This is a genomic window from bacterium, from assembly GCA_040755755.1.
GTDB lineage: Bacteria > SZUA-182 > SZUA-182 > DTGQ01 > DTGQ01 > DTGQ01.
In genome coordinates this window covers 1-26,724 of the sequence record JBFLZW010000061.1, presented here as the reverse complement: position 1 = coordinate 26,724, position 26,724 = coordinate 1, and the positions used below count along the sequence as shown (strand labels likewise).

The following is a 26,724-nucleotide window of genomic DNA, read 5'->3' as shown; positions in this document are numbered from 1 at the left end:
ATGATGGCAAAGATAGAAGGTTTTCGAATAAAAAATTTCAGGGTGTTGAAGGACGTCACGCTTGGTCGTCTTTGGAATCAACAGAAGAAAGAACCGCTCACCCCGATGACAGCCGTCATTGGCAAAAATGGAGTTGGTAAAAGTACGCTGTTCGATGCATTTGGTTTTCTCGCGGATTGCCTGAAATCGGGCGTCGAAGAGGCTTGCGATTCACGTGGTCGCGGAGGGTTTTCGAAAATATTGGCCCAAGGCCAGCGATGCCCGATCGAATTCGAGGTCTACTATAAGGAGGATGGAAACGCCCGACCCATCACCTACGAACTTTTAATAGACGTTGACTCTTCCGGAAGACCATATGTCCTGAAAGAACGTCTCAGACAGCGCCGGAAAGGTCAAAAATATGGTTGGCCATTTTCTTTTTTGGTTTTGGATAGCGGGAAAGGTGTTGTCTGGAAGGGAGAGCAAGAAGGCCGTCAGATTGACGAGGCCAAGGGCGATTTCGACCTGCTTGGTCTGATGGCATCTCTGAAATCTGGTGAGGCCAAAGAGGAGTCAAGAGAGACTGAAGTTGTAGAGCTGGAGGATCGCCGCAAGCTGGGCATTGCCACTTTAGGCGCTTTGAAACAGCATCCGAGAATTTCCGCTTTCCGGCGATTTATTGAAGGCTGGTACCTCAGCTATTTCACGCCTGATGCGGCACGAAGCCTGCCGCTGGCCGGCCCACAGAAGCATCTCAACATTCACGGAGATAACCTTGGCAACGTCGTGCAGTTCATGGAGCGCGAACACCCCAAACGTTTTCAGAGTATTCTGCAAAGGATTGCCGACAAGATTCCCGGAATTGACAAGATAGATACCGAAAAGACCAATGATGGAAGACTGTTACTCCGGTTCAACGACAAAGGTTTCCATGACCCCTTTTACGCTCAACAGATGTCCGACGGCACCTTAAAGGTTTTCGCTTATTTGCTGTTGCTGGAAGACCCGAACCCACCGCCGTTTTTGTGTATTGAAGAGCCGGAAAACGGCTTGTATCACAAGCTGCTTGAATCCTTGGCCAGGGAGTTCCGGGAGCATGCCACGGGGAGGAAAGGCGGCTCGCAGGTTTTCATTACGACTCACCAGCCGTATTTTGTTGACGCTCTCGACCCCGACGAAGTTTGGATTCTTGAGAAAGGTGAGGATGGTTTTTCCACCATACGCAGGGCAAGTGACGATGCCATCGTCAAGAACATGGTGGCCGAAGGCTTGCCGCTGGGCGGGCTTTGGTACAGCGATTATTTGGACGGGAGGTGATCGGATGCATTTTGAGATTCTCGTTGAAGACCAGTCCGGCAAGAAAGCGCTCAATATCCTTGTCCCCAAAATCATCGGCAATGGCCATACATTCAAGGTTCATGCCTATAAAGGCATAGGCCGCATCCCGAAAAACCTCGGCAACAGGGGAGATGCCAGCAAGCGCATCCTGCTTGACCAGCTCCCAAAGCTTCTCCGTGGTTATGGCAATACCTTCGCCAAGCAAAAAGATTACCCGGCGGCCGTCATCCTTGTCTGCGATCTTGATGACAAGTGCTTTAAAGCGTTTCGGAAAGAGCTTTTCAATATTCTGAACGCCTGCAATCCCCAACCAGAAACCCGTTTTTGCATCGCCATTGAAGAAGGTGAAGCTTGGTTTCTTGGCGACATCCCAGCAGTCAAATCTGCCTATCCGAAAGCCAAAGAGGCTGTCCTGAACGCCTACGTAAATGATTCCATTTGCGGCACCTGGGAGTGGTTGGCAGATGCAGTCTATAGCGGAGGCTCATCCGCACTTTCGGCAAAAGGTTGGCAAGCCATCGGCGCCGAGAAATCGCGGTGGGCTGAAGAAATCACTCCGCACATGAATGTAACCAACAATAAATCTCCAAGTTTTGGATATTTCCAGCAAAAGCTGCTTGAACTCGCGAGAGTAACGGCCTGATGGATTCCCCATGGCAATATAGCACCATTCATAACAGCGCCTGCTTGTGTCTCGAGGAACAGACCTTGTGGGGGCAGACGGTGTGTCGTGTCTGGTTGCCGAACCAGGACGCGGTGGTGCGCGTGCCCCGCTCCGCCTTGCGGCCGCTGAGTGCCGACCAGCAGCCGGAGATCGAGGCCGGACGCATTGCCTATGTGGCCGCCGCAGCCAAGGTGGCCGAGGTGCTCGAAGGATCCACCAGCGCCACCGAGGGCCATGTGCTGCTGGCTCCCATCGAGTCCTCCGTCATCCCGCTGCCGCACCAGATTCGTGCTCTATCCCGCGCCATCGCCAACGACCGCGTGCGCTATCTCCTGGCGGACGAGGTCGGCCTGGGCAAGACCATCGAGGCCGGGCTCATCATGCGGGAGCTCAAACTTCGCGGGCTGGTCAAGCGGACGCTCGTCATCGCCCCGAAAGGGTTGGTGAGCCAGTGGGTGGCCGAAATGCAGGCCCACTTCAACGAGCATTTCCAGCTTGTCTTGCCGGAAGACATCAAAACGCTCAGCCGCATTTCGGCGGTCGCGAGTCCTGGGTCCCGAGTCTCGGGTCAAGAAGACTCGCAACCCGTGACCCGCAACCCGTGGACCCTCTTTCCCCAAGTGGTCGTGCCCATGGATTCGGTCAAGCCCCTGGACAAGCGCCGCGGCTGGAGCGCGGCCCAGGTGAGCGAGCACAACCGCGAACGGTTCGAGGACCTGATCTCCGCCGGCTGGGACCTGGTGATCGTGGACGAAGCGCACAGACTCGGCGGCAGCACCGACCAGGTGGCCCGCTTCAAACTGGGCCAGGGTCTGGCCGAGGCTGCGCCATATTTCCTGATGCTTTCGGCCACCCCGCACCAGGGCAAAACCGATGCCTTTCATCGGCTGGTTTCCCTGATCGACGCCCAGGAGTTTCCGGATGTCAGCAGCGTCACCCGCGAGCGGGTCCAGCCGCATGTCATCCGCACCGAGAAGCGCCGCGCCATCGATGCCGATGGAAAGCCCCTGTTCAAACCGCGGCGCACGCAGCTTGGCCCGGTCTCATGGGGAGAGCGGCACCGCAATCAGCAGCACCTCTACGAGGCGGTTACCGAATATGTGCGGGAAGGCTACAACCAGGCCATGCGGGAGAAGCGGAGCTACATCGGATTTCTGATGATTCTGATGCAGCGTCTGGTGGTCTCCAGCACGAGCGCCATCAAGACGACGCTGGAGCGCCGTCTTGCAGTGCTGAGGCATGAGGACTCAGGACTGAGTCAAATGCAATTGTTCAACGAGGATTCTTTCACTCAGTCCTCAGTCCTCAGTCCTGATGACTTCTATGACCTGGACGGCCAGGAGCAAATCGATGTGCTGCTCCACACCCGCCTCAAGGCGCTCAAGAACGAGCGCGCCGAGGTCAAGCTGCTGTTGGAGGCCGCGGCCCGCTGCGAGCAGATCGGACCGGACGCCAAGGCCGAGGCGCTGCTCGACTGGCTCTACCGCCTCCAGTCCGAGGAGAGCGACCCGGAGCTCAAGGCGCTCGTGTTCACCGAGTTCGTTCCCACCCAGGAGATGTTGCGTCGGTTCCTGACCGAGCGCGGGTTCTCGGTCGTCTGTCTGAACGGCTCCATGGACATGGAAGAGCGTAAGCGAGTCCAGGAGGCATTCGCCAAGGATGTCCGTATTCTCGTCTCCACCGATGCCGGCGGGGAGGGCCTGAACCTCCAGTTCTGCCACGTGGTGATCAATTACGACATCCCCTGGAACCCGATGCGTCTCGAACAGCGGATCGGCCGGGTGGACCGTATCGGCCAGGCCCATGCGGTGCGCGCGGTCAACTTCGTCTTCGAGGGCTCGGTCGAGCATCGAGTCCGTGAGGTCCTGGAGCAGAAGCTCGCCGTCATCTTCGAGGAGTTCGGCATCGACAAGACCGGCGACGTCCTCGACTCGGCCCAGGCGGGCCGCATGTTCGACGAGATGTATGTCGAGGCGATCCTCAATCCCGAAAAGGTGGAGGAATCCGTAGAGAGCGTGGTTGCCCGCCTGCAGGAGCAGGCCCGCGAGGCGCGCACGACCGCATCCATGCTCGGCGCGACCGAGGACCTGGAGCCCGGCGAAGCTCGGCGGCTGCTGACTCACCCCTTGCCCCATTGGGTCGAGCGCATGACCGTGAGCTTTCTTTCGGCGCATGGCGGCCAGGCCGAGAAAAGAAGCCAGAGCTGGAACCTCACCTGGCCCGACGGCGAGACCTATGAGAATGTGGTCTTCACCGGCAAGGAAGCCGAGAGGCTTCCGGCCGCCCGGCATCTTACTCTTGAAGAGCCGAAGGTCCGCGGGCTGGCCATGCGGCTCCCGCGTTTTGCGCCGGGCCAGCCGGTCCCCATCGTGTCGATCCCAGGTCTCTCCGAGGAAGTTCAGGGCGTCTGGTCCTTGTGGCAGATATCGGTCGTGAGTCACGAGTCGCGGGTTGCGAGCCGGTGGGATGGACCCGTGACCTTGGACCCGGGACCCGAGACCCGCCGAAGGCGGATCATGCCTCTCTTCCTGGCCGACAACGGCATGGTCTATATGCCGACGGCCAGACACGTGTGGGACCAGCTCCTCGCGGCAAGCCCAAAGGTCCGGTCGGTCCTTGACGCCGAGGTCTCCCAAGCCGCTTTCGCAAAGCTGCAAAGCGCAGCGGAGGAACACGGAAAAGCTATCTACGAAGCGCTCGTGCAAGAGCATAGGGGCCGCATCGCACGCGAGCGCGAGAAGGCAGACTACGCTTTTGCCGCGCGCCGCAAGACCGTCGAGCGGATTGGCCTGCCCCAGGTCCGCAACTATCGCCTGAACCTCCTCTCGCAGGAGGAGCGGAGTTTCCAGGAGCAGCTCGATCAGAAGGCCCATGCCTATCCCGAAATGGTGCCGCTGCTTGTGATTCGGGTGGAGGGCGGTGGCCATGAGTAGCTGGCGCGATCAAATCCTGAAGGAATTCACCCCGAAGGTTGCCCGACTCACCCTGGTGGCCGATCCGGACGGACTCCTCCTCGAAGAAGGGATTCTCGAAGGCGTCCGCGAACGTGGATTCGAGCTGATCCCGTTTGAAGACCACATCGCGTTCCGTTACGCCTACGAGTCGAAGTTTCGCTCTCGCTGGGACCGCGGCGAGCACACGGACCTTGTCGTCGTATTGCGCTCGCAAGCAAGCGACCTCAGTGGGTTGCCCTATGATCTCCTCCAGGCCGGTCGCAGACTCTCCTTCAACCTCGGCGACATCTTCCCGAACCTCAGTTACCCGGTTGTGACCGCCCTGGATCGCGGGGACCTCGACGCCTTGTATGAGGCGCAAAAAAGACATGCACCCGGCCAGTTGGGCGACAACGCCACCAAGGAGTTCGTCCTCCGGCACGTCTTTGAAATCGCACCCGAACTGGTCAAACAGCCATCGGACCTTTTGCGGGTGCTGCTGCGCCGTCACTACCGCGGACAGCGAATCCCGGCTGACCTTGACAACCGGTTCATCCAGCTTCTGCGCCAGAACAACGCCTTCGATGACTGGCCGCTTGAGACGCTTGTTTCAGACCGGGAGGCGTTCTTCGCGTTTCTCCAGGAGCGCTGGCCTATCTTCCTTGACCGTGAAGCAGCCAAAGGGACATCCGGCGTTCGTGAGGACAAGAAGCCCTACGGTCTGGCCATTGAGGGACCTGTCGAACTGCCCTTCGATCACCATGACATCCGGGTCTACATCGACAACCTGTTCGTGGAGGGGTTGCTGCATTCAGTTCCACACGAGCATGCGGACACCTTGTCCAAAACCTGGGTAGGCATCGGCGTTCGTACCGCTCCCATCGAAGACAGGTCTCGTCGCCTGGGCAAGCTCATCGACAGCCTGGAGGCATCCATTCCGGCCGAGGACGCGAAGCACACGGACTGGTTCCACTTTGCCCGTGGATGGGCGGAGGCGATCCTGCTGGCGAACGATCAGGCCGAAGCGATTTCCGAACCGACTGGGACGCGCATCAAGAACTTGCAGGCACAGGTGGATGCCGGTTTCACAGCCTGGCTTTTCAAGCGGTATGCCGGGCTGGTCAATCTGCCACCGGTGCCTCCGGTCATGTTGCATCACCTCCCGCGATTTCTTGCCCGCCAAATGGGAGAAGACCGCACCGCCAAGATCGCACTGATCGTGGTGGACGGCCTTGCCTTGGACCAATGGCTGGTAGTCCGCGAAGCACTCGCCACAAAACAGCCCGGGCTGCGATTCCGGGAGCAGGCGGTCTTTGCCTGGATTCCTTCGCTTACCTCCGTCTCGCGCCAGGCAACGTTCGCTGGCAAGGCTCCCATCTTTTTTCCGAACAGCATCCAGACCACGGACAAGGAACCCGCTCTCTGGGCGCAGTTCTGGGCGGATCAGGGCCTTATGCCAAACGAGGTCGTCTACCTCAAGGGCCTGGGCGACGGCGGCCTGGAAACCGTTTCCGAAGCGCTTTCTCATCCCAAGGCAAGGGTCGCCGGGCTGGTCGTGGACAAGGTCGACAAGATCATGCACGGGATGGAAATGGGCACCGCCGGCATGCACAACCAGGTGTGCCAGTGGGCCAGGCAGCCGTATCTGAACACACTCCTCGATCTGCTCTTGGATCGGGGCTTCCGTGTCTATCTGACTTCTGATCATGGCAACGTCGAGGCGGAAGGTTGCGGTCGTCCGTCCGAAGGGGCTGTGGCGGACCTGCGCGGTGAACGAGTCCGCATCTATCCCGACGCGGTCCTTCGAGGAAAGGTGAAGGAACGCTTTCCAGCCGCGCTGGAATGGGGCACCGTTGGTCTCCCGGAGGACTACCTCGCTCTCCTGGCCCCTGCTCGGCAGGCGTTTGTCCAAGAGAAGCAGCGCACCGTAGGCCATGGCGGCATTTCGGTCGAGGAACTCATCGTTCCTCTTGTTCAGATCGAGAGGAGGGGCGAATGACCAGACGGACCGATCAGATCGGATTCAGTCAACGGGTGCGTCTGGAATGGCTTGAGCAGACGGCCAACCTGGTTCTGGCAGGGAATGACAAGGCTGCGGTCAACGAGGCATTGCAGGAACTGCTGAAGGACAAGGTGTCCGTAGGCGGCCAGGCCGAGCGCGGCAATCGCGAGAAGGTTATCTCTATTCTGCGCAAGATTTGGGTGACCACGCCGGAGGAAATCATCCCGCTGCGTAATGATGGTCTCGCATTTCTTTCCACTCAGTCCTCATCCCTCAGTCCTCATCACTTGAGCCTTGCCATCCACTGGGGGATGGTCATGGCCGTCTACCCGTTCTGGTCGGGTGTAGCCATCCAGACCGGCCGTCTTCTGAGGCTTCAGGGCTCCGCTGCCGCGGCTCATGTCCAGCGCCGGGTCCGCGAGCAATACGGCGAGCGGGAGACCGTTTCCAGAGCAGCCCGCCGCGTGCTGCGCTCGTACCTGGACTGGGGTGTGCTTCAGGAGACCGGCGCAAAGGGCATCTACTCCGCCGGGGCAACGCTCGCCGTTGATGATTCCCGACTGATAGCATGGCTGGCCGAAGCGTCCCTCCATGCCCGCGCCAATGGCTCGGCTCCGCTGAAAGATCTGATCGACAGCCCGCGCCTCTTCCCGTTCCGGATCAAGCCGGTCCACGCCGAAAGCCTCGTGGCTGCGTCATCCAGACTCGATCTTCTCCGCCACGGGTTGGACGACGACCTCGTCATGCTGCGGAAGCAGACGACAAAGGGGGGCGCACCATGACTATGGCAAATGGCGAACGAACCTATCAACTCAAGGCCCTAACGGACTTGTGGACCGGGTCAGTCACACTTGAAGAAAAGAACGGTCAGATAAAGGAAAAAACTGGGCCGGACCGCCTCATCCCTACCGGCATGCTCGGTTCCATCCGCTGGTGGTTCGAGGTGTTGGTGCGCGGTCTGAACGGCAATGCCTGCGACCCAACCGATACGAAATGTGAAGATCGAAACCATTGTGTTGTCTGCGAGCTATTCGGCTGCACCGGCTGGGCGCGGAAGTTTCGGTTTGAAGTTCTGGATGAGAATGGCAATACCAAGATAGATCAGATCAAACAAAACCAGACTTTCGGTCTGCGTTTCACACCCCTCCGTCCGATCCGTGTTGAAGAGTGGTCCCTCTTGGATGCCACCCTTCGCCTGATCGCCAAATATGGGGCCATCGGCGGCAAGACGGTATTCAAGCCAACGGAAGAACTATCCATAGCGAATGTCGCCTTGTCTGGGATAGATAGGTCCTTGAAAGTCAATAATAGAACCGTTGGATCACCCCTAAAACAGCACGACCAAATCATCGAAGTAGGCGGACATGAAGTTCAGAACATGCAGGAATTGAAAAAACAACTGCAAGACAAGAAGGTTGGTTGTCAACTCACGATTCCTGTTAAGCGCAATACAAGAACTGAACAAATTGATGGATGGGTTGGGAAAAAGCATCATCAAGATTACGGTCTGGTAGAGTTCATCGAACCATTGGGAACAAATACTGCGGTTGCTGTAGTGAATGAGTATGCGACTCAGGATAAATGGCGGAAGCTCAATCACGGTGAGTTCGCCTGGGCTTCCTTAGAGCACTTCTGGTGCGTGAACGGTAAATATCTCAGGCGTGAAGACAACAACAAGAGCACTTTCAACCAGGTGCTCGGACGTCAGGAGGCAAAAAACCAAGCACAACAGTTGGCCACCCGTAACGATGAAATAGCAGGATGGCTTGCCGGTTCGCAGCAGGAAAGCAAAAAAGTCTTCAGCTTCAAAGACCCTGCAAGAACCTTCGGCTTCGTAAAACCCGGACTGATCGATTTCAACGCCGTGAAGGGACGTCTGACGAACGCTTGGGGGCAGAACGGCTGGGATTTTCTTACCGGAGACAAGGTTATTGACCAGCTATTCGCTGGGAAGGAGGACCGCTCATGAGTTTCGATTATTACGCCTCCCTGGCCGAAAACAAGGTGTGCCAGAAACAGGTGAATGAAGGCGGTCTCGTTTCCGGCTTTGGGGATGAATGCGTGGTCTGGTCCTGTCAGGATAAACCGCTTCCCTCCCTGGTTTGGCAGGGCATCGACGCGGTCCGGCTCTCGGGGTTGACCAATATGCTCGACCGGCCGGTCGTCGCCCGGCTGGCCGGGGAGCTCGGATATCCCGATGCCGCGAGCTGGATCGAGGAGCACCCGAAGGAATACGCCGAGGGCGTCTTCCGCGGGTTCATCGTCGATCCGCAGGGAGGGAAATCCTGATGTGCGGGCTCGCGGGAGTCATCTTCGGAAATAAGCGGCGACGCGCCGAGGAGCGGGAGTATCTCGCCTGGCTCTTCACCCGCCTGCTTGTATTGAGCGAGGAGCGCGGACCACACGCCACCGGCGCGGCATGGCTCGACACCGACGGCGGACACCGGCTCTTCAAGCGGCCGGTGACGGCCGAGCGGTTCGTCACGGACAATGCCTTCGCCGAACTCCTTGCCTCCATGGACAACCGCGCCACGCTCCTGCTCGGCCATACCCGGTGGCGCACCCGAGGGGACGAGCGGGTCAACAGCAACAACCACCCGATCCGCGCCGGGGAGGTGATCGGCGCCCACAACGGCACCATCTACAACGCCGACTACCTGTTCCGGCGCTGGAAGATGCGGCGCTTCGCCGAGGTGGACAGCGAGATTCTGTTCCGCCTGGCCGCGAACGCCGCCCGGGACGGGGCCATGGATATCGAGCGGTTCAAAGCCCGGCTCCGACGCTGTCGGGGTCAGATCACCGCCGTCATCGCCTGCCGGACCGACCCGGGCACCGTCTTTGTGCTCAAGGGGAACCGGCCGTTGGAACTGCGCTGGCATCCCCGCCGCAAAGCGGTCCTCTACGCTTCGGACCCCGCATACCTCGACGCCGTGCTGGCGGAGGAAAAAGGCTGGCGTGAGATTGCGGTCCCGCCCATGAGCCTGGTGGTGTTCCGGCGCGAGGACCTGGCCGCGTACTCGGTGGAGCCCTTCGAGTTCGTCGCCCAGGAGAGAAAGGGGGCGGAACAGTGACAGACACCCCAATGAACCCCATGAACCAGGCAATGAACCCAACAGAACCCTTGAAGCCGAACACAAACGGAATGCCGAGACTCTTCGTCTACGGCACACTGAAGCGCGGTTTCTGGAACCACGACCGCTTCTGCCGGGGAGTCCTGGCGGTGGAGGACGCCTTGGTCCGCGGCCGCCTCTTCGAGACATCCTCCGGAATCCCGGTTCTTGAGGTCCCGGAGGAGGATATCCTTGCCGTCGGGACCACCAATCCGCTCGCCGACGTGGCCACACAAGCGCACGTGACGGCCCGCATGTCCAATCCCGAGCCAATCCCCGACCGGCTTCCGAGAAAGGGCACGGGCGCGCCCTGGGGCCCCGTGTACGGGGAGCTTCTGACCTTCGACGACCCCGAGAGCCGCCTCCCGGCCATCGACCGGCTGGAGGGGTTCCACCCTGGCGGTCCCTGCCTCTACCGCCGCGTCTTGGTCCCCGTCCGGACAAGGGGAGCCGAGCTCCCGGTCTGGCTCTACGTCGGCTTCCCTTCGAAAGAGAGGGGACTGCAACCGTTAGGGTCCTCACAATGGCCCCGGAACGGGTAACTTCTCTCGAACGGCAGGTTTGCGACCCGGATAGGGATCGATTCCGGTATGTATTCCGTGAGGCGGAAAATCGAGAGATCGCCGGGGCAATCGATACGGACAAATCCAGGTTTCTGCGGCAAATTGCGGTTGACAATCGGAAAGGATCGGCGTATCATAGTTCGTTGGAGAATAGGAGAGGTGCGTCCCTCTCTCTTTGAACGGCCGAGGCGAGCGGTGAGTCGCGAACCGTAACATTCCGCGGGAGCAGGAGAAATGACCGAGATCGAAGACCGATGGCTGTCGGTGGAAGAGATATCCAAATACCTCGGTGTCAGCAACGACACGGTGTACCGATGGATCGACAAGCACCGGATGCCCGCTCACCGGATGGGTCGACTTTGGAAATTCAAAAAAGACGAAATCGATGAGTGGGTAAAGGCCGGAGGTGCCTCCTCACACGACCAAAGGACAGAGGAGGCAGGTATCGAAGAACATGGAACGGATCGAACGGATACAGATAGGGAAACGAGCGAAGCGCAAAGTCTACGCCGTGGACCTATTCTGCGGTGCCGGCGGGCTTACGTACGGACTCGAGAAAGCGGGCATCGACGTCCGCCTTGGGGTCGATATCGATCCTGCCTGCGAGTATCCCTTCTCTGCGAACAACGCCGCCAAGTTTCTTCTGAAATCCGTCGAAGACCTCAAGGCGGAAGACCTCGAACGGGTATTTCCTAAAAACGGTATCCGTCTGTTGGCCGGATGCGCTCCCTGTCAAACATTTTCCACCTACAATCAGAAGGCGACCCCGGACGACAAACGGTGGTGGCTTCTCTTGCAGTTCGCGAGGCTCGTCGAGGAAATATCTCCCGAACTCGTCACAATGGAAAACGTTCCACGACTTAAGGATCAAGGCGTCTTCGAGGAGTTTCTCGGGACCCTCCAAAACGCCAAATATCACGTCCACATCGATATCGTGAACTGCGAAGAGTACGGGATACCCCAGCACCGCCAGAGGCTCGTTCTCCTGGCTTCGAAGCTCGGTCCCATTCGTTCGCTGTCGCCTGGGGAATTCGGTGCCGAGCGCACTACGGTTAGAGAAAACATCGCCGACTTACCGCCAATACGAGCGGGCGAGATGGAGGAGACAGATCCATTGCATCAAGCCTCTATCCTTTCGGACCTGAACAGGAAGAGGATCGAGGCATCGAAACCCGGAGGAACTTGGCGAGACTGGCAAAAGACGCTGGTCGCCGACTGTCACAAGAAGAAAACCGGCAAGACCTATCCGAGCGTCTACGGTCGCATGTGCTGGGACGAGCCGGCTCCCACGATCACAACTCAGTTCTTCGGATTCGGTAACGGACGCTTCGGACATCCAGATCAAAATCGTGCGATCTCGTTGCGTGAAGGGGCGATTCTGCAGAGCTTCCCGAAAGATTACGTGTTCGTCCCTCCGGGGCAACCCATATACAAAAAAGCGGTCGGAAGGTTGATCGGCAATGCCGTGCCGCCGAGACTCGGAGAAATGATCGGACTGAGCATAATCCGCCATGTCGATAAGTGGATGAAAAATCGAAGGAGAACCAGTGCAGGAGCGAGAGCGAATGCCCGATAAATCACGATCCGATGCGAACAGATATGTTTGGAGCCGTTCCGTCCCCGACCCGGGCCAACTCGTCGAGATCAGACGTCGTCAGTGGGTCGTGGGTGACGTCGAGGCATCCGCTTTCTCTTCGGCGGGAAACGGGAAGCAGCACCTCGTCACTCTGGCCGCCCTCGACGAAGATTCCCTCGGCGAAAGTCTGCAAGTTCTGTGGGAATTGGAGCCGGGGGCTCGCGTGCTGGAAAGAGCGGGACTGCCGAAAGTCACCGGCTGGGACGAAACGGAAAAACTGGAAGCGTTCCTCGACGCCGTTCGCTGGGGGGCCGCGACCAACGCGGACAGGTCCTTCCTGCAGTCGCCGTTCCGAAGCGGGATCACCATCGAAGACTACCAACTCGATCCCCTCGTCCGCGCGATCGATATGGCGCGCGTCAATCTGTTGATCGCCGACGACGTCGGTTTGGGAAAGACTATCGAAGCGGGCTTGGTGATTCAGGAACTTCTGGTCCGCCATAGAGCGAGATCCGTCATGATCGTCTGCCCCGCGACTCTTCAAGTCAAATGGCGGACGGAGATGCAGGAGAAGTTCGGTCTCGATTTCCGTATCGTAGATACCGACTACGTCAAGACGCTTCGTCGGGAACGGGGCATTCACGCCAATCCGTGGACGTCTTTCCCACGACTCATTTCCTCCATGGACTGGATGAAATCCGGGGAAGGGCTGCGTCTGCTCAAGGACATTCTTCCCTCGCACGTGACCTATCCACGCAAGTTCGACATCCTCGTAGTGGACGAGGCTCACAACGTCGCGCCCGCGGCCGCGACCAGATACGCGCTCGAAAGCCAGCGCACGCGATTGATCCGAATGTTGGCTCCTCATTTTTCCCATCGCCTGTTTTTGAGCGCGACACCTCACAACGGATATCAGGAATCGTTCACCTCCCTTCTGGAGCTACTCGACGACCAACGTTTCGCCCGGACGGTGATGCCGGACGAAAGGCAACTCCATCGGGTCATGGTAAGACGAATGAAAAGCGACATCGTCGACGCCGTCGGTCAGCCGGTCTTCCCGGTCCGACGGCTCCAGTGCCTGAAAATCGCCTATTCGGATGAAGAACGGGATATCCATCGCTTGCTGCGCGAATTCACGGTCACGAGAGCCAACAGCGTCAAAGGAACACGGTACGAGTTCGGGACCGACTTCGTGCACATGCTGTTGAAAAAACGACTGTTTTCGTCTCCGATGGCTTTCGCCGTCACCTTGGCGAAACACAGAGAGACGATGCTACGAGGTCGTCCCCGGACCGCCACGGCATTGGACGATCGAATACTCCGCAAGGCGATCGTTAGAAGCGAGGAGGAGTACTCGGACGAAGCGAAGGCGGAAGAGGCCCAGCTCGAAGCGGTCGAAGTGGCGAGCGAGATGACCCCACCACTCGGTAAAACGGAACGTGAAATGCTCGACTACCTCACCGAATGGGCCGAAAAACACAAGAACCGGGTGGACGCGAAGGCCAAGGCCATCCTCCACTGGCTCGACACCTATCTGAAACCTGGCGGACACTGGAACGAAAAGAGAGTCATTCTCTTCACCGAATACCGCGCCACCCATGTCTGGCTCCATCAGATTTTCACGGCCAACGGGTACGGAGGGGATCGTCTCGCCATCCTGCACGGAAGCATGCGCCCCGACGAACGCGAAGCCGTCAAAGCGGCCTTTCAGGCGAATCCGGACGTCGCCCCTGTTCGGATTCTGTTGGCGACCGACGCCGCTTCGGAAGGAATCGATCTTCAAAATCATTGCAACTACCTGATCCATGTCGAAATTCCTTGGAATCCCAACGTCATGGAGCAGCGTAACGGCAGGATCGACCGTCACGGCCAGAGGCAGAAGGAAGTCTTCATCTGGCACCCGGTGAGCCAAGGATTCGATCCTCGTGAAATATCCAGACACCGGAAGGTCGGCGAGATCGAAGGGGATCACGAGTATCTCATGAGGGCGGTCCTCAAGGTGGACACGATCCGGGAGGATCTGGGCAGCGTAGGCCCCGTCATCGCCAAACAGATAGAAGAGGCCATGCTCGGAAGACGGACCGGTTTGGACACCGGTGCAGCCGAGGCCAAGGCGGCGAAAGCGCGTCGGTTCGTCGCTGCCGAGCGCAAGCTGCAGGAGAGAATCGCACGTCTACACGAGAAACTCGTGGAGGCGAAGAGAGATTTTCATCTCGATCCTGAAAACGTGCACCGTGCGGTCGAAATCGCCCTCGAACTCGCCGAGAAGCCGCCGCTGAAATCGGTTCCGTTGTCTGGCGTTCCGAATGGCAAGGCGTTCGAAGTGCCGGTGTTGCCCGGTTCGTGGGGACGGGCGACCGTCGGACTCGAACATCCGCACACGAGAGTACGACGCCCCATCACCTTCGATCACGAAGTGGCGAAGGGACGTGACGACGTGGTTCTGGTCCACCTCGAACACAAGCTGGTCCAGATGAGCCTCCGTCTGCTGCGTGAAGAAATCTGGAAACTGGACGACGTCAAGTCGCTCCATCGGGTCACCGTTCGAGCGGTTCCCGACGAGGAACTCGATCGCCCCGCCGTCGCCGTATGGTCGCGCCTGGTCGTCACCGGCGGCGGGCACCATCGGCTCCATGAAGAATTGACCCTTTCGGGCGGCGAATTGGAACACAAGTCTTTCAGAAGGATCGCCCAAGTGGGCAAACTCGAAGCGCTCGTCGAAAAGGCGGAACCGGTTTCTCCCGGTGACGATCTCTTCGCGATCCTCAAGGATCGATTCGAAAGAAACGAGGAAGCGATCCGGGCGGCAGTGGAAGCGCGCTCTCGGGAGCGCATGAAGTACCTGGAAAACACGTTGAACCGCCGAAAGGAAAGCGAGATCGCCGATCTCATGACCGTCCTCGGCGACCTGGAGCGAAGCATCCGGAAAGAACTGGCCGACTCGGGACCGCAATTCGTGCAATTGACGCTCTGGCCCGAGGAAGAACGCAACCAGTTGAAGAGGGATATCGAGGCGTTGAAAGCCAGGCTCGCCCGTATCCCCGAAGAGAAGAAAAGCGAGGCCGCCGCAATCGAAAGCCGCTATGCCGACCCCACTGCCAGAACGTTCCCCGTGGCGGTCGTTTTCCTCGTTCCTCGCTTCTCGACCGGAAAGGTACGACCGACATGACGAACCCTTCGAGACATACGGAGTGGCTTTCCCTCGTCGAGGTGTCCGGGCCGTTTCTCGCCGTGCCCGTCCTGGAGGAGGCGTTCCCCCAGGGGTTGGACGTCGTCGAGACTCCGAAACGGCAGCGCCTCCGTGCGGCATACGAAGAATGGACCGATGCGGTCGAGGAGAACGACCCTCTGCTCCCGGATCTCCATCGCGAGTGGGTTCGACTCGTTTTCACGGAAATTCTGGAATACGACGCCTCTACGCTGGCGACGGATGCCGAGAAGGCCAGAACGTATCTGGTGGCCTCCCCGGATCGAACCGAGACGTTCGCACCGGATTGGGTGGTCGTTTCGCCATCGAATGGCGAGCCTCGCCTTTTCCTTTCCGTCCAACGACCGGGGACCGACCTCGAAAAGGTACAAAAAGACGACAGATGGCCCACGTCGCTCCTCGAGCGGATGGTGGCGCTGTGTCGATCCCACGCCGTTCGACTGGGAGTCGTCACCGACGGCGAACGGTGGACGCTGGTGAACGCACCCGTCGGGGGAATGTCGAGCTACGTCTCGTGGTACGCCCGTCTTTGGTTCCAGGAGCCGATCACCCTCAAGGTTTTCCAGTCCCTCTGGAGCGTCAGGCGCTGTTTCGGCCCGTCGGACGAGACCTTGGAAGCGTTGCTCGACAGATCGCTCGAGCATCACGAGGAGATCACGGACACTCTCGGGGAGCAGGTTCGCCGTGCGGTGGAAGTTCTCGTCCAGTGCCTGGACAAGGCCGACGCGGACCGCAACGGAGAGTTGTTACGGGACGTCTCGCCCGCCGAGCTCTACGAAGCCGGTTTGACCGTCATGATGAGGCTGGTGTTCGTTCTCTGTGCCGAAGAACGTGGACTCCTGCTTTTAGGCGATCCCGTTTACGACGAGTGTTATGCCGTATCCACGCTGAGGGGGCGGCTCGTCGAGGAAGCGGATCGTCACGGTCCCGAGGTGCTCGATCGGAGGCACGACGCGTGGGCACGCCTTCTTTCGGTCTTCAGGGCCGTCCACGGCGGAATCGACCACGAGTCCCTTCGCATGCCCGCCCTGGGCGGTTCGCTGTTCGATCCGGATCGTTTTCCGTTCCTGGAAGGGCGATCCAAGGGTACGAGTTGGCGCGATTCCGACGCCGCACCGTTGCCCATAGACAATCGGACGGTTCTATTGCTCCTGAATTCGTTGCAATCGCTGGAGCGGTCCGGAGGGGCTCTCTTGTTGTCTTACAGGGCGCTCGACGTAGAGCAGATCGGTCATGTCTACGAAGGTCTTCTCGAACACACCGTCGCCCGTATGCCGTCCGTGACTATAGGGCTTACGGGTTCCAAAAAGGCGAAGAACCCGAATCTCCCGCTCTCCGAATTGGAATCGGCGCGCATGGAGGGTGACGACACCCTCGTCGCCCTGGTGAAGGAAACCACCGAACGCAGCGAATCCGCCATACGAAACGCGTTGGCTCGTCCCGTGGACGAGACCGTCTTCGGACGGTTGCTCGCCGTATGCGGTGGCGACATGACGCTCGCGGAACGCATCCGCCCGTTCGCCAACCTCGTTCGAACCGACGCATGGGGCGAACCCATCGTCTATCGCGAGGGAGGCTTCATGGTCACCCTGGGTGCCGACCGACGCGAGACGGGCACGCACTATACCCCGAAGTCGCTCACCGAAAGCATCGTCGAGACGACGTTGGAACCGGTCGTCTACATCGGGCCGGCCGAGGGCAAACCGCGAGAGGAGTGGAAACTGAAACCTCCCACGGAATTGCTGGATCTCAAGATCTGCGATCCCGCCATGGGGTCCGGGGCGTTCCTCGTGCAGGCGTGCCGATGGCTCGCCGAGCGTCTGGTAGAGAGCTGGGCGAACGAAGAGGCGGCAGGCGGATTCGTCACCGCAGACGGCGAGGTGCTGGACCGGGCCGGCGGTGCCGATCCGATGCCCAAGGAGCCTGACGAACGCCTTCTCGCCGCGAGACGTCTGATCGCCGAACGGTGTCTCTATGGCGTGGACATCAATCCCCTCGCCGTCGAACTGGCCAAGCTCTCCATCTGGCTGGTCACTCTCGCGAAAGGGCGCCCCTTCGGATTCCTCGACCACAACTTGCGCTGCGGCGACAGCCTGCTCGGCATACACCGTTTGGATCAACTCACGAAACTCGAACCGAACCCGGACGGCGGCTCCAACCAGCAGCGCATCTTCGGACAGAACGTGGCCGGTGCGGTCGCCGAGGCGGTGGAGATCAGGAAGCGGTTGCGGGCCATCCCGATCCGGGACGTTCGCGATGTCGAAACCATGGCTCGCTTGGACGCCGAAGCGAGGAAGAAACTCGAAGCCGTCGAACTCGTGGCCGACGCCATGATCGGCGAGGTCCTGCAAGCGGACGGAAACGCACGGGCCGTCGATTCCGCTATGGGTTTCCTGGCGCTGCAGACGGACGCTTTCCTCCGCGGCGAGATGGAAGCTGGAAAAGAGATTTCGAGGATCGCACGGGCCGCGTTGTCCGTGGATCTGCCACCGGGCAAGCCCCCGAGAAAACCGTTCCACTGGCCGCTGGAGTTTCCGGAGGTGTTTTCGCGACAGAACGGAGGGTTCGACGCCTTGGTAGGCAATCCGCCCTTCCTCGGTGGTCAGCGTATCACGGGAGTCCTCGGATCGTCTTATCGGGATTGGCTCGTGCATCATGTCGCCGGAGGACGTCGCGGTTCGGCCGATCTGGTCGCTTACTTCTTCTTGCGGGCTTGGAGCCTGATACGAGAAGGGGGCGGATTCGGTTTGCTTGCGGTCAATACCATCGCCGAGGGCGACACGCGCCAGGCTGGGTTGGAGGCCATGGTCCGTGCGGGTGCCGTCATCCACGCGGCCTATCCCAACGAGCCCTGGCCCGGCAAGGCGGCGGTCGTCACCAGCCGCGTCCATGTCCACAAAGGCGAATGGCGCGGCGAACGCTCGCTGCTCGGGCGGCCGGCTCCGTTCATCTCGGCCTTCCTTTCCGATCGCGAAGAATGGAGCCCGAAGCGGCTGAAGGCCAACGAAGGCAAATCTTTCCAAGGATCAAACGTTCTGGGACTTGGTTTCACTCTTACTGAAAACGAAGCCATGGAATTATTAGCAAACAACCCGGACAATCACGAGGTGATTTATCCATACTTGAATGGCGAAGATCTCAATGCACATCCTAACCAACAGCACAGTAGGTGGATTATCTGTTTTTGGGACTGGCCGAAAGATAAGGCTGAGCAGTGGAAAGAACCATACCAAATTGTCGCTTCACGAGTAAGGCATGAAAGAGAAAACAACAAGTACAGTAAATGGGCGCGAGAAAATTGGTGGCTCTATGAAAGGCCACGACCAGAGCTCTATCATGCCATTGGTCGCGGGTCCTCTTTTGTCTATCATCCGAGCACGTGGGAACCGACCGCCACTCCCATGACCACGGTAATTGTCTCCGCACGAGTCACCAAGCACTTCTCACCATTATTAGTGAAAAATCACTTTGTCTTTTCTGAGCAGCTGGTCGTCTTTGCTTACGATAGCTATGCATACTTGGCTCTCTTGTGCTCTTCGCTGTTTTGTGTGTGGGTCAAAAAGCAGTCATCGACATTAGGGCAAGGAATGAGATTTACTCCCAGCGACTGCTTCGAGACCTTTCCTTTCCCATCGGACGTGGACAGTCCTTACCTGCTACAATTGGGACAGGGAGTTCAATTGCTCCGTACCGAGATCATGAATTGCGACTGGATCGGGTTGACCAGACTTTATAATCGCTTCCACGATCCTGAGGAGAGCAATGTGAGCATTGAGAAACTGCGCGACCTGCAGTGCGAGATAGACGTGGCCGTCGCCCGCGCCTACGGCTGGGGCGACCTCGATCTCGAACACGGCTTTCACGAAGTGCCGTATCTACCGGAGATCGACCGTGTCCGATTCACTATCTCGGAACGGGCGCGTCTCGAAGTGTTGCGCCGGTTGTCGGAGCTGAACCGCCAGCGCTACGAAGAAGAAGTCGTTCGCGGTTTGCATGGCGAAACCATGAACGGGCGTCGGACGACGAGAGGTCGAAGAGGAGGAACGAGGAAATGAACGATCCGAACAGACGAAGATCACGTTTTCACCATGGGAGAGAACGCGCATGACGAAGACCGAGACGACGAAGCGAGTTCCGGCCATGAGAGAGATCGGGGCATGGCTCGTGCGTAGAGGTCCGGATGTCCGCTTCGACAATTTGAAAATCACCGTCGATCATGTTTCTGCCGACCTCCGAGGCATCCGCGAAGGCGACGGCCTTCTGCTCGTCGAGGAAATATCCGGATCGCCCCATGTCGTATCCTTCGCACGCGTCTACCGCGTACGGTGCGACCTCGATGAAACCACGCTGCTTCTCGACGGGCTGCTTCCGGTCGAACCTCCCCGACCTTTGAGCGATTTCGGTATCCAGCCGCCGACCGTGGCGGTTTCCCGCCTGGAATGGCCATCCTTCGAGTCGGCCCTGAAAACGGCCTGTGGCGTCGACTTCACGGCGCTTCCAGTTTTCGAAGGGAAGACGGCACAGGAACAAGCCTATATCAGGGATCTCCTGCAATGGGCGGTCGAAGACGACCTGCTCGGACCCGCCGACGGACCCGTCGAGGAAATCGTAGGGATGAGCGTGCGGGACCGCTACTTGGTCGGCAAGCTCGCTCCGCCGGACACCCGAGTGGCGGACGACCAGGTGGAAGACCTTCCGGACGCGGCGACAGCGGACCCGGAAGGCGACGACCGAGAGGCCGAGGCGTCGACCAGCAACTCGTTGGTGCCCTCGTCTTTGGGTTTCACCTTCTGCGTCGACGGATCGGCGAAGGCCGTCGAGGTTCGCGCGAGTTGGGGAAGGTACGAACGTACGGAGAGCGAGCGGACGACCGAAGACGGAAAACCGATCCGTTGCTGGAAACGGATACCGTCCGGTGGTACAGCCATCTTTTCGTTGGAACGCAGGATCGTCGATCCCATTGTCGTGGACAGCGCCTGCCCCGACGTGGTCGTTCGGGGAACCGTCGGCGATCCGCTGCCGAACGGCGACAGGCTGGTGACCCTCTTCCTGGTGAACGGTCAGACCAAGCCCGACGAAAACCAGGATCAGGCGTGGGTTTTCCAGCCCGAACTGATCGTCAGGGACCCGGCAGGACGACCCATCTTCAGAAAGAGACCTTTGCTGTCCGGCATCGGATCGGACGAGGAACGCGAATCGCTGGAGATGATCTACCGGCGGCGGGTCGAGTTCGCCGTCGGACACGGAGTTTCCGTCCACGCCACACCGTCGGCCGACGATCCGGAACGGGCGGTGGAGGTCAGGACCCGCGTCTTGCCCCGGTACGAGGTTTCGGTTACGGAGACACCCGGAACCGCTCCGGAGGACAGACTCGTCATGAAACGTCTCGTTTCCGACGGTTCTCTCGACATGCTGCGTCTCGCGGAAATGGAACGTGCCGATCTCGTCGCCGTCCTCGATGCGTTGGCGGACGACTACGCCGCATGGATCGGAGAGCGGCGGGCGAGAATAGGAATAGACGTGCAGGGGTACGATTCTTCGGCGACGGCAGCCCTCGACAGATGCGAGACGACGCTCGCCAGAATCCGAGAGGGGATCGAGGTTCTGAAATCGGACGACGCTGCGCTCGAAGCGTTCCGCTTCGCCAACCGCTCGATGGCGTCGCAACGTGTCCACAGCGTCCATTCGCTCATGGTGCGGCGGGGAGAAACCGTCGATCTCGGGAGCGTCGACGTTCCCGAAAATCGCTCGTGGAGGCCGTTTCAGTTGGCCTTCATCCTGTTGTCCGTTCCCGCCCTGGCGAATCCCGTGCACCGCGACCGGACGGAACCGGTGGAGGCCTTCGCCGATCTTCTGTGGTTCCCGACCGGCGGCGGGAAGACCGAGGCCTACCTCGGCGTGGCCGCTTTCACCATGGCGATACGCAGATTGCAGGGAAACCTCGGCGGACTCGACGGAAGCCGGGGATTGGCGGTGATCATGCGCTACACGCTGCGATTGCTCACCATTCAGCAGTTCCAAAGGGCCGCCGCATTGATGTGCGCCATGGAGGTGCTGCGACGTGCGGACACCGCCAAGTGGGGAGCCACGCCTTTCATGATCGGGCTATGGGTAGGACAGCGCGTGACACCCAACACCACCCAGGAAAGCCACGAAGCCATCGAGCGGGAAAGGGACGGAAAGTACGGAACCGGTTCCACACCGGCGCAACTCACCTTCTGTCCTTGGTGCGGCTCCGAAATCGTGCCCGGTCGAGACATAAAGGTGAACAAAGACATCGGACGAACGTTCATCTACTGCGGCGACAAATACGGAACCTGCGAATTCGGGAAAGTCAAGTCGCCGGACCTCGGTCTGCCGGTGCTCGTCGTGGACGACGAGATATACCGCCACCCACCTTCCATGCTGATCGCCACGGTCGACAAATTCGCCATGATGGCTTGGAGAGGTCAGGTGCGAACGCTGTTCGGTAGAGCCGACACGGAATGTCCGCGTCACGGGCTTCTGTGGCCCGGAGCCGATTGCAGCGACACTCATCGGAAGAAGGGGTCTCTCCCGGCGACCACACCTCGACCGACGACGCCGATCCGTCCGCCGGATTTGATCGTCCAGGACGAGTTCCACCTCATCGGCGGTCCGTTGGGCACCATGGTCGGTCTTTACGAAACGGCCGTGGACGAACTCTGTTCGTGGACGTTCGAAGGCAAGAAGGTCCGACCGAAAATCGTCGCTTCGACCGCGACCGTTCGCAAGGCCGACGAACAGGTCAACAACGTCTTCCTCCGTCGCGTGGCGGTCTTTCCCCCGCACGGCATCGACGTGGAGGACAATTTCTTTTCCGTCCAGCGTTCGATCGAAAGGAACCCCGGACGCCGGTACATGGGCATCTGTTCGCCCGGCAGCTCGCGTCCCGCCGTCCTCATCCGGGTATACGTGGCCTTGCTCACGGCCGCTCGATCCCTGTTCGAGCGATTCGGGCAGGCGGCCGATCCGTACATGACCCTGGTGGGCTATTTCAATTCGCTACGCGAACTGGGCGGAATGCGTCGGCTCGCGGAAGACGACGTCCAGACCCGTTCCTATCGTGTCCAGATGAGCGACGTGTCTCGACCGGGGCTGAGCCAGCGCTCCATTCGAAACGTCGACGAACTCACCTCTCGAGTTTCGAACAAGGAGATACCGAGAAAGCTCGACCAACTGGAAGTCAAGTTCAAGGCGGCCTGGGCCAAAGGCGAAACTCGCGCCATCGACATCGTCCTCGCCACGAACATGCTATCCGTCGGGGTGGACGTAAGTCGGCTCGGGCTGATGGTCGTCAACGGGCAGCCCAAAAACACGGCGGAATACATCCAGGCCACCAGCCGTGTCGGCCGTGTCTTTCCGGGTCTGGTCTGCACGGTACTGACTTGGTCCCGTCCGCGTGACCTGTCGCACTACGAGACCTTCGAACACTACCACGCGACTTTCTACAAACACGTGGAAGCGCAATCCGTCACGCCTTTCGCACCTCGGGCGCTGGACAGGGGTTTGACGGGCACGATGGTGAGCGTCATGCGCCTCGTGAACGATCCCTTGAATCCGAATCTTGGCGCCCAGACCCTGGACAACTCGGGGAGACCGGAGGCCTCCACCGTGAGAACCGTGGTTTCCGATCGTGCCTGGAAAGTGAAGGACAAGGCGGCACGGTTGCGTGCCGACACGATGGTGGCGGATCGCATCGATAGATGGGTGAAGGAAGCGATCAAGGCAGGACGAAGACTGGGTTACGAGACCGAGCGCGGTCAGGGGGACGTCGCCGCACTCCTGAAAAAGCCCGGTGCGACGGCCTGGGACGAATTCACCGTGCCGTTTTCGATGAGGGAGGTCGAACCCGGTGTCCGGCTCGTCATGGACGTGGCCAGACTCTCCGACCCTCCACAATGGCGCGCCAGGGCGATAGACACGGAAAGCGACGGAGGTGAGGCATGAGTACCTATCTCGTGGGGCAAGTCCGCCCGAGTCAGTTGCTCTGGACATACGGTCCCGGAGCGCTGGTCGATCTTCCGAACCTGTCCGTCGTGACGATGGGCCTCGATCGCTGGGACGTCAATCGATGTCTGCCGGTAGAGGAGGCCAGGTTGCTCGCGGCCGTGCGCCGGGTGCTCGGCCCACAGGTCGAGCGTCTGCGTGTTCCCCCTTTCGTCCGTGAGGAAGGGGCAAGCCCCATGTCGGCGGAGGGCAAGATCGGCGTGCCGGTCAGGCCGTTCCCGCGATGGCTGCGCTGCGTGAAATGCGGATTGCTGGCGGAATACGATTCCGGCCTTTTCGACATCAAGCCGTATCCTTACAGGCCGGAACAGACTCATTTCGTGCATTCGAACTGCGAAAAAGGAAAAAACGCGGATGCGGTGCAGGCCCGCTTTCTGCTGGCATGCAGGAACGGACATCTCGACGATTTTCCATGGCACTGGTTCGTTCACGGTGGACCCTCCGAATGTAGAGGCACGCTGCGTTTCTTCGAGCGAGGGGCGTCGCTCCAGACGGAGAACCTCTGGGTGAAATGCGACGCGTGCGACGCCGCCCGATCCCTCGTTCACGCGTTCGGCCGGGAAGCCCAACAGAATCTTCCGGCCTGCAGGGGAAGGCACCCGCATCTCGACACTTTCGATGCATCGTGCCAGGAATCTCCACGAGCGGTATTGCTCGGGGCCACGAACAGTTGGTTCCCCGTCTCTCTTTCGGTATTGGCTATCCCCTTGGAACGGAATCAATTGAGCCAGCTCGTCCTTGACGGTTGGGAATATTTTGTGGACGTGGAGTCCGCAGACGAATTGAAAGTGGTGATCAAGACTCTGGTGAAGAGCGGGAGCCTGCCGGGAATCGAACGTTTCGACATCGGAGACGTATGGCGCTGCGTTCAGGAGCGGCAGGAAGGCAAGGGCGACGATACGTTCGTCACGGAGGGGGATCTCAAGATTCCCGAATGGGAGGTGCTGACGGCACCCACTCCTCCGACCGATTGGCCGCAATTCATGAGTCGACCGGAGCCCCCGCCCGCCGCGTACACGGGGAGGATCGCAGGCGTTCTGCTCTTGGAAAGATTGAGGGAAGTGAACGCATTGATTGGTTACACCCGAGTCGAGGCACCGGAAGAGACCACCGATCCGGACGAGCGGCCTCCGATGGCGGCATTGTCGCGTGCACGTCCCGATTGGATTCCCGCTTGCGAGGTGCACGGTGAGGGAATCTTCATTCGATTCGACGAGGAAGCCGTTCGAAGCTGGGAAGATATTCCTTCGGTCAAGCGTCGCAGCGAAAGACTGGAGGCGGGACACAGAGGGTGGAGAAACGCTCGTGGACAGGACCCCGAAGAGGGCTACCCCGGTATCCGCTACGCCATGATCCACACGTTCGCCCATCTCCTGATTCGGGAGTTGGCACTGGAGTGTGGATACAACGCGGCCAGCATCCGAGAGCGCATCTATGCGAGTTCGGACCCCGATTCACCCATGGCCGGAGTCATCATCTACACGGCTGCCGCCGATTCCGACGGAACCCTCGGTGGGTTGGTGGAACTGGGAAAGTCGGAGAACCTGGGACGCCTCATCGTCCAGGCTCTCGAACGTGCGACCATTTGTTCCTCCGATCCGCTTTGTTCCGAGCACAATCCCAGCGTCGATCGTTCCTTGCACGTGGCTTCCTGTCACGCCTGCACGTTCGTTGCAGAGACCTCATGTGAACGGGGCAATCGTTATCTGGACAGGGCATTGCTCGTGAACACGTTCGAGTGCCGCGATGCCTCTTTCTTCCAAGGGGGAGGCGGCGGCAATGAATGAACTATGGCAGATCGTCGCGGAGCTCGGCTTGGAACTGCACCCTGATCGTGTGGCGGCAATCGCTTCGAAAATCGAGTCGTTGGGATCGGTCGAACAGTTCGCACTGGTCAAGACGGTCTTCGGTCCCAATGCGGACAAGTCCATGATCGGCCGGTTGGACGCCGCCTGGCGTGAAGCCAACCAGGTGCGTCCAGGCGAGTTGGCCGCGGCCTTGCGCGGGGCTTCGGCCACCGCGGCGCTCCATGAGCGGCATGGTTCCGTGGAAATGGTGTGGACAGGTCCTTCGACGGGAATGGTACCCGTCCGACACACGGAACAGGTGCTCTGCGAGGTTATCGAGTCCGCACGCAACCGGCTGTTTGTCGTGAGCTTCGTCGCATACGAGGTGTCATCGATAATCAAGGCACTGCAGGATGCGGCAGGCCGTCAGGTCCAGGTGGACATCCTTATGGAATCCTCGACCGACCGTGGCGGAAAGGTAAGGGTCGATTCCTTCAAGACGATGAAGACCGCCGTTCCCTCCGCGAATCTTTACGTTTGGCATGTCGGAAACGGGAAAAAAGGCGTCTCCGATCCCACGGGGTCTGTGCATGCGAAGTGCGCGGTTTCGGACGGAAAGTTGGCCTTCATCACCAGCGCGAACCTGAGTGCGGCGGCCATGGAAAGAAACATGGAACTGGGAGTGCTCGTACGGGGTGGAAACCTGCCGGACGAGCTCCATAGGCACCTCGAAGCGCTCGTGGCGACTGAAACTGTGGAACGGATTTGAATGGATACGGTGGACAGGCGGACGAGATCACGAATCATGGCCAGTGTCGGGCAGCGCGACACGGGTCCCGAGATACGTCTTCGCCGTGCTCTCCATCGACTGGGGTTACGATATCGACTACATGACCGAAAGCTGCCTGGATCGCCAGACCTCGTCTTTCCCCGGTTCAGATCAGTGGTGTTCGTGCACGGGTGTTTCTGGCATGTCCACAAGGGGTGCAAATTCGCTACCGAGCCAGCATCCAGAAAGGACTTCTGGCGCGAGAAATTCGAGGCGAACCAGAAGCGTGACAGAAAGAACTACGATTCCCTCCTGGCCATTGGATGGAGGGTCTTGGTCGTTTGGGAATGTGCGCTCAAAGGCAAGAAGGATGAGGAACTCGAGAAATTGGGTGCACACGTGCGGTCATGGCTATTGTCCAAAGAGAGATTCGGAGAGCTCGGTTATTCGGATGATCAGCGACAATTATTTTTCCCCATTGACGACAATTAAAATTCCCCATCGCAGGGCGAAAAACTACGTCACAAATTCATCCCAATTTTAGTGTATAGCAACCTACAGAGTAATTGTCAAGGTTACGAAACAGTCATAACCCTGTCTTATATTTAAAACTCGAACTCATTCAATTACTTATGTCATCAACCGAGATGGAGCTTCGGGTAAGAGGAGAGAATCGCCTCAAGCGAAAAATCAAAGAGGCGCATTTCCCCCTGCTAAAAACATTCGAGGCTTTTAATTTTGATGCAGCCACCGGCCTGGACAGACGC

At 59.3% G+C, this 26,724-nt stretch carries 16 protein-coding genes and 1 pseudogene; all 17 read left to right on the top strand.

Annotation, left to right across the window (positions count from 1 at the left end; genetic code table 11):
• The first annotated feature begins 3 nt into the window (after positions 1 to 3).
• Positions 4 to 1,296: an AAA family ATPase gene (locus tag AB1611_17870; protein MEW6381450.1), complete on the top strand. Its 1,293-nt coding sequence runs from the start codon at positions 4 to 6 to the stop codon at positions 1,294 to 1,296.
• A 4-nt stretch (positions 1,297 to 1,300) separates the two neighbouring features.
• Positions 1,301 to 1,960 (top strand): DUF4276 family protein, encoded by a 660-nt coding sequence (locus AB1611_17865; protein MEW6381449.1) that lies wholly within the window; start codon positions 1,301 to 1,303, stop codon positions 1,958 to 1,960.
• Positions 1,960 to 4,914, top strand: coding sequence for a helicase-related protein (locus tag AB1611_17860; GenBank protein ID MEW6381448.1), 2,955 nt, complete (start codon positions 1,960 to 1,962; stop codon positions 4,912 to 4,914). The genes AB1611_17865 and AB1611_17860 overlap by 1 nt, the downstream gene beginning before the upstream one ends.
• Positions 4,907 to 6,913 (top strand): BREX-3 system phosphatase PglZ, encoded by a 2,007-nt coding sequence (pglZ, locus tag AB1611_17855; GenBank protein MEW6381447.1) that lies wholly within the window; start codon positions 4,907 to 4,909, stop codon positions 6,911 to 6,913. Before AB1611_17860 ends, pglZ begins: the two co-directional genes overlap by 8 nt.
• Entirely contained in the window at positions 6,910 to 7,698 is a 789-nt protein-coding gene (locus AB1611_17850; GenBank protein MEW6381446.1) for a hypothetical protein, read from the top strand. The genes pglZ and AB1611_17850 overlap by 4 nt, the downstream gene beginning before the upstream one ends.
• A complete protein-coding gene (cmr1, locus tag AB1611_17845) occupies positions 7,695 to 8,885 on the top strand; it encodes a type III-B CRISPR module RAMP protein Cmr1 (GenBank protein ID MEW6381445.1) in 1,191 nt (396 codons plus the stop codon). The genes AB1611_17850 and cmr1 overlap by 4 nt, the downstream gene beginning before the upstream one ends.
• Positions 8,882 to 9,205 carry a DUF5049 domain-containing protein gene (locus AB1611_17840; GenBank protein ID MEW6381444.1) on the top strand — a complete coding sequence of 108 codons (324 nt, stop codon included), beginning with the start codon at positions 8,882 to 8,884 and terminating at the stop codon, positions 9,203 to 9,205. Before cmr1 ends, AB1611_17840 begins: the two co-directional genes overlap by 4 nt.
• Positions 9,205 to 9,987, top strand: coding sequence for a glucosamine 6-phosphate synthetase (locus tag AB1611_17835; GenBank protein ID MEW6381443.1), 783 nt, complete (start codon positions 9,205 to 9,207; stop codon positions 9,985 to 9,987). Before AB1611_17840 ends, AB1611_17835 begins: the two co-directional genes overlap by 1 nt.
• A 20-nt stretch (positions 9,988 to 10,007) precedes the next feature.
• On the top strand, positions 10,008 to 10,568 hold the full coding sequence (locus AB1611_17830) for a gamma-glutamylcyclotransferase family protein (GenBank protein ID MEW6381442.1): 561 nt from the start codon (positions 10,008 to 10,010) through the stop codon (positions 10,566 to 10,568).
• A 255-nt stretch (positions 10,569 to 10,823) separates the two neighbouring features.
• Positions 10,824 to 11,018 (top strand): annotated as a pseudogene (locus tag AB1611_17825) (helix-turn-helix domain-containing protein).
• A gap of 25 nt (positions 11,019 to 11,043) precedes the next feature.
• Positions 11,044 to 12,165: a DNA cytosine methyltransferase gene (locus AB1611_17820; GenBank protein ID MEW6381441.1), complete on the top strand. Its 1,122-nt coding sequence runs from the start codon at positions 11,044 to 11,046 to the stop codon at positions 12,163 to 12,165.
• On the top strand, positions 12,155 to 15,334 hold the full coding sequence (drmD, locus tag AB1611_17815; protein ID MEW6381440.1) for a DISARM system SNF2-like helicase DrmD: 3,180 nt from the start codon (positions 12,155 to 12,157) through the stop codon (positions 15,332 to 15,334). Before AB1611_17820 ends, drmD begins: the two co-directional genes overlap by 11 nt.
• A gap of 95 nt (positions 15,335 to 15,429) precedes the next feature.
• Positions 15,430 to 19,428: a type IIL restriction-modification enzyme MmeI gene (locus tag AB1611_17810; protein MEW6381439.1), complete on the top strand. Its 3,999-nt coding sequence runs from the start codon at positions 15,430 to 15,432 to the stop codon at positions 19,426 to 19,428.
• A gap of 49 nt (positions 19,429 to 19,477) precedes the next feature.
• Positions 19,478 to 23,341: a DISARM system helicase DrmA gene (drmA, locus tag AB1611_17805; GenBank protein MEW6381438.1), complete on the top strand. Its 3,864-nt coding sequence runs from the start codon at positions 19,478 to 19,480 to the stop codon at positions 23,339 to 23,341.
• Positions 23,338 to 25,188, top strand: coding sequence for a DUF1998 domain-containing protein (locus AB1611_17800; GenBank protein MEW6381437.1), 1,851 nt, complete (start codon positions 23,338 to 23,340; stop codon positions 25,186 to 25,188). Before drmA ends, AB1611_17800 begins: the two co-directional genes overlap by 4 nt.
• Complete coding sequence (gene drmC, locus AB1611_17795) at positions 25,181 to 25,957, top strand: DISARM system phospholipase D-like protein DrmC (protein ID MEW6381436.1); 777 nt, start codon at positions 25,181 to 25,183, stop codon at positions 25,955 to 25,957. The genes AB1611_17800 and drmC overlap by 8 nt, the downstream gene beginning before the upstream one ends.
• A complete protein-coding gene (locus AB1611_17790; GenBank protein MEW6381435.1) occupies positions 25,958 to 26,449 on the top strand; it encodes a very short patch repair endonuclease in 492 nt (163 codons plus the stop codon).
• The last annotated feature ends 275 nt before the right edge of the window (positions 26,450 to 26,724 follow it).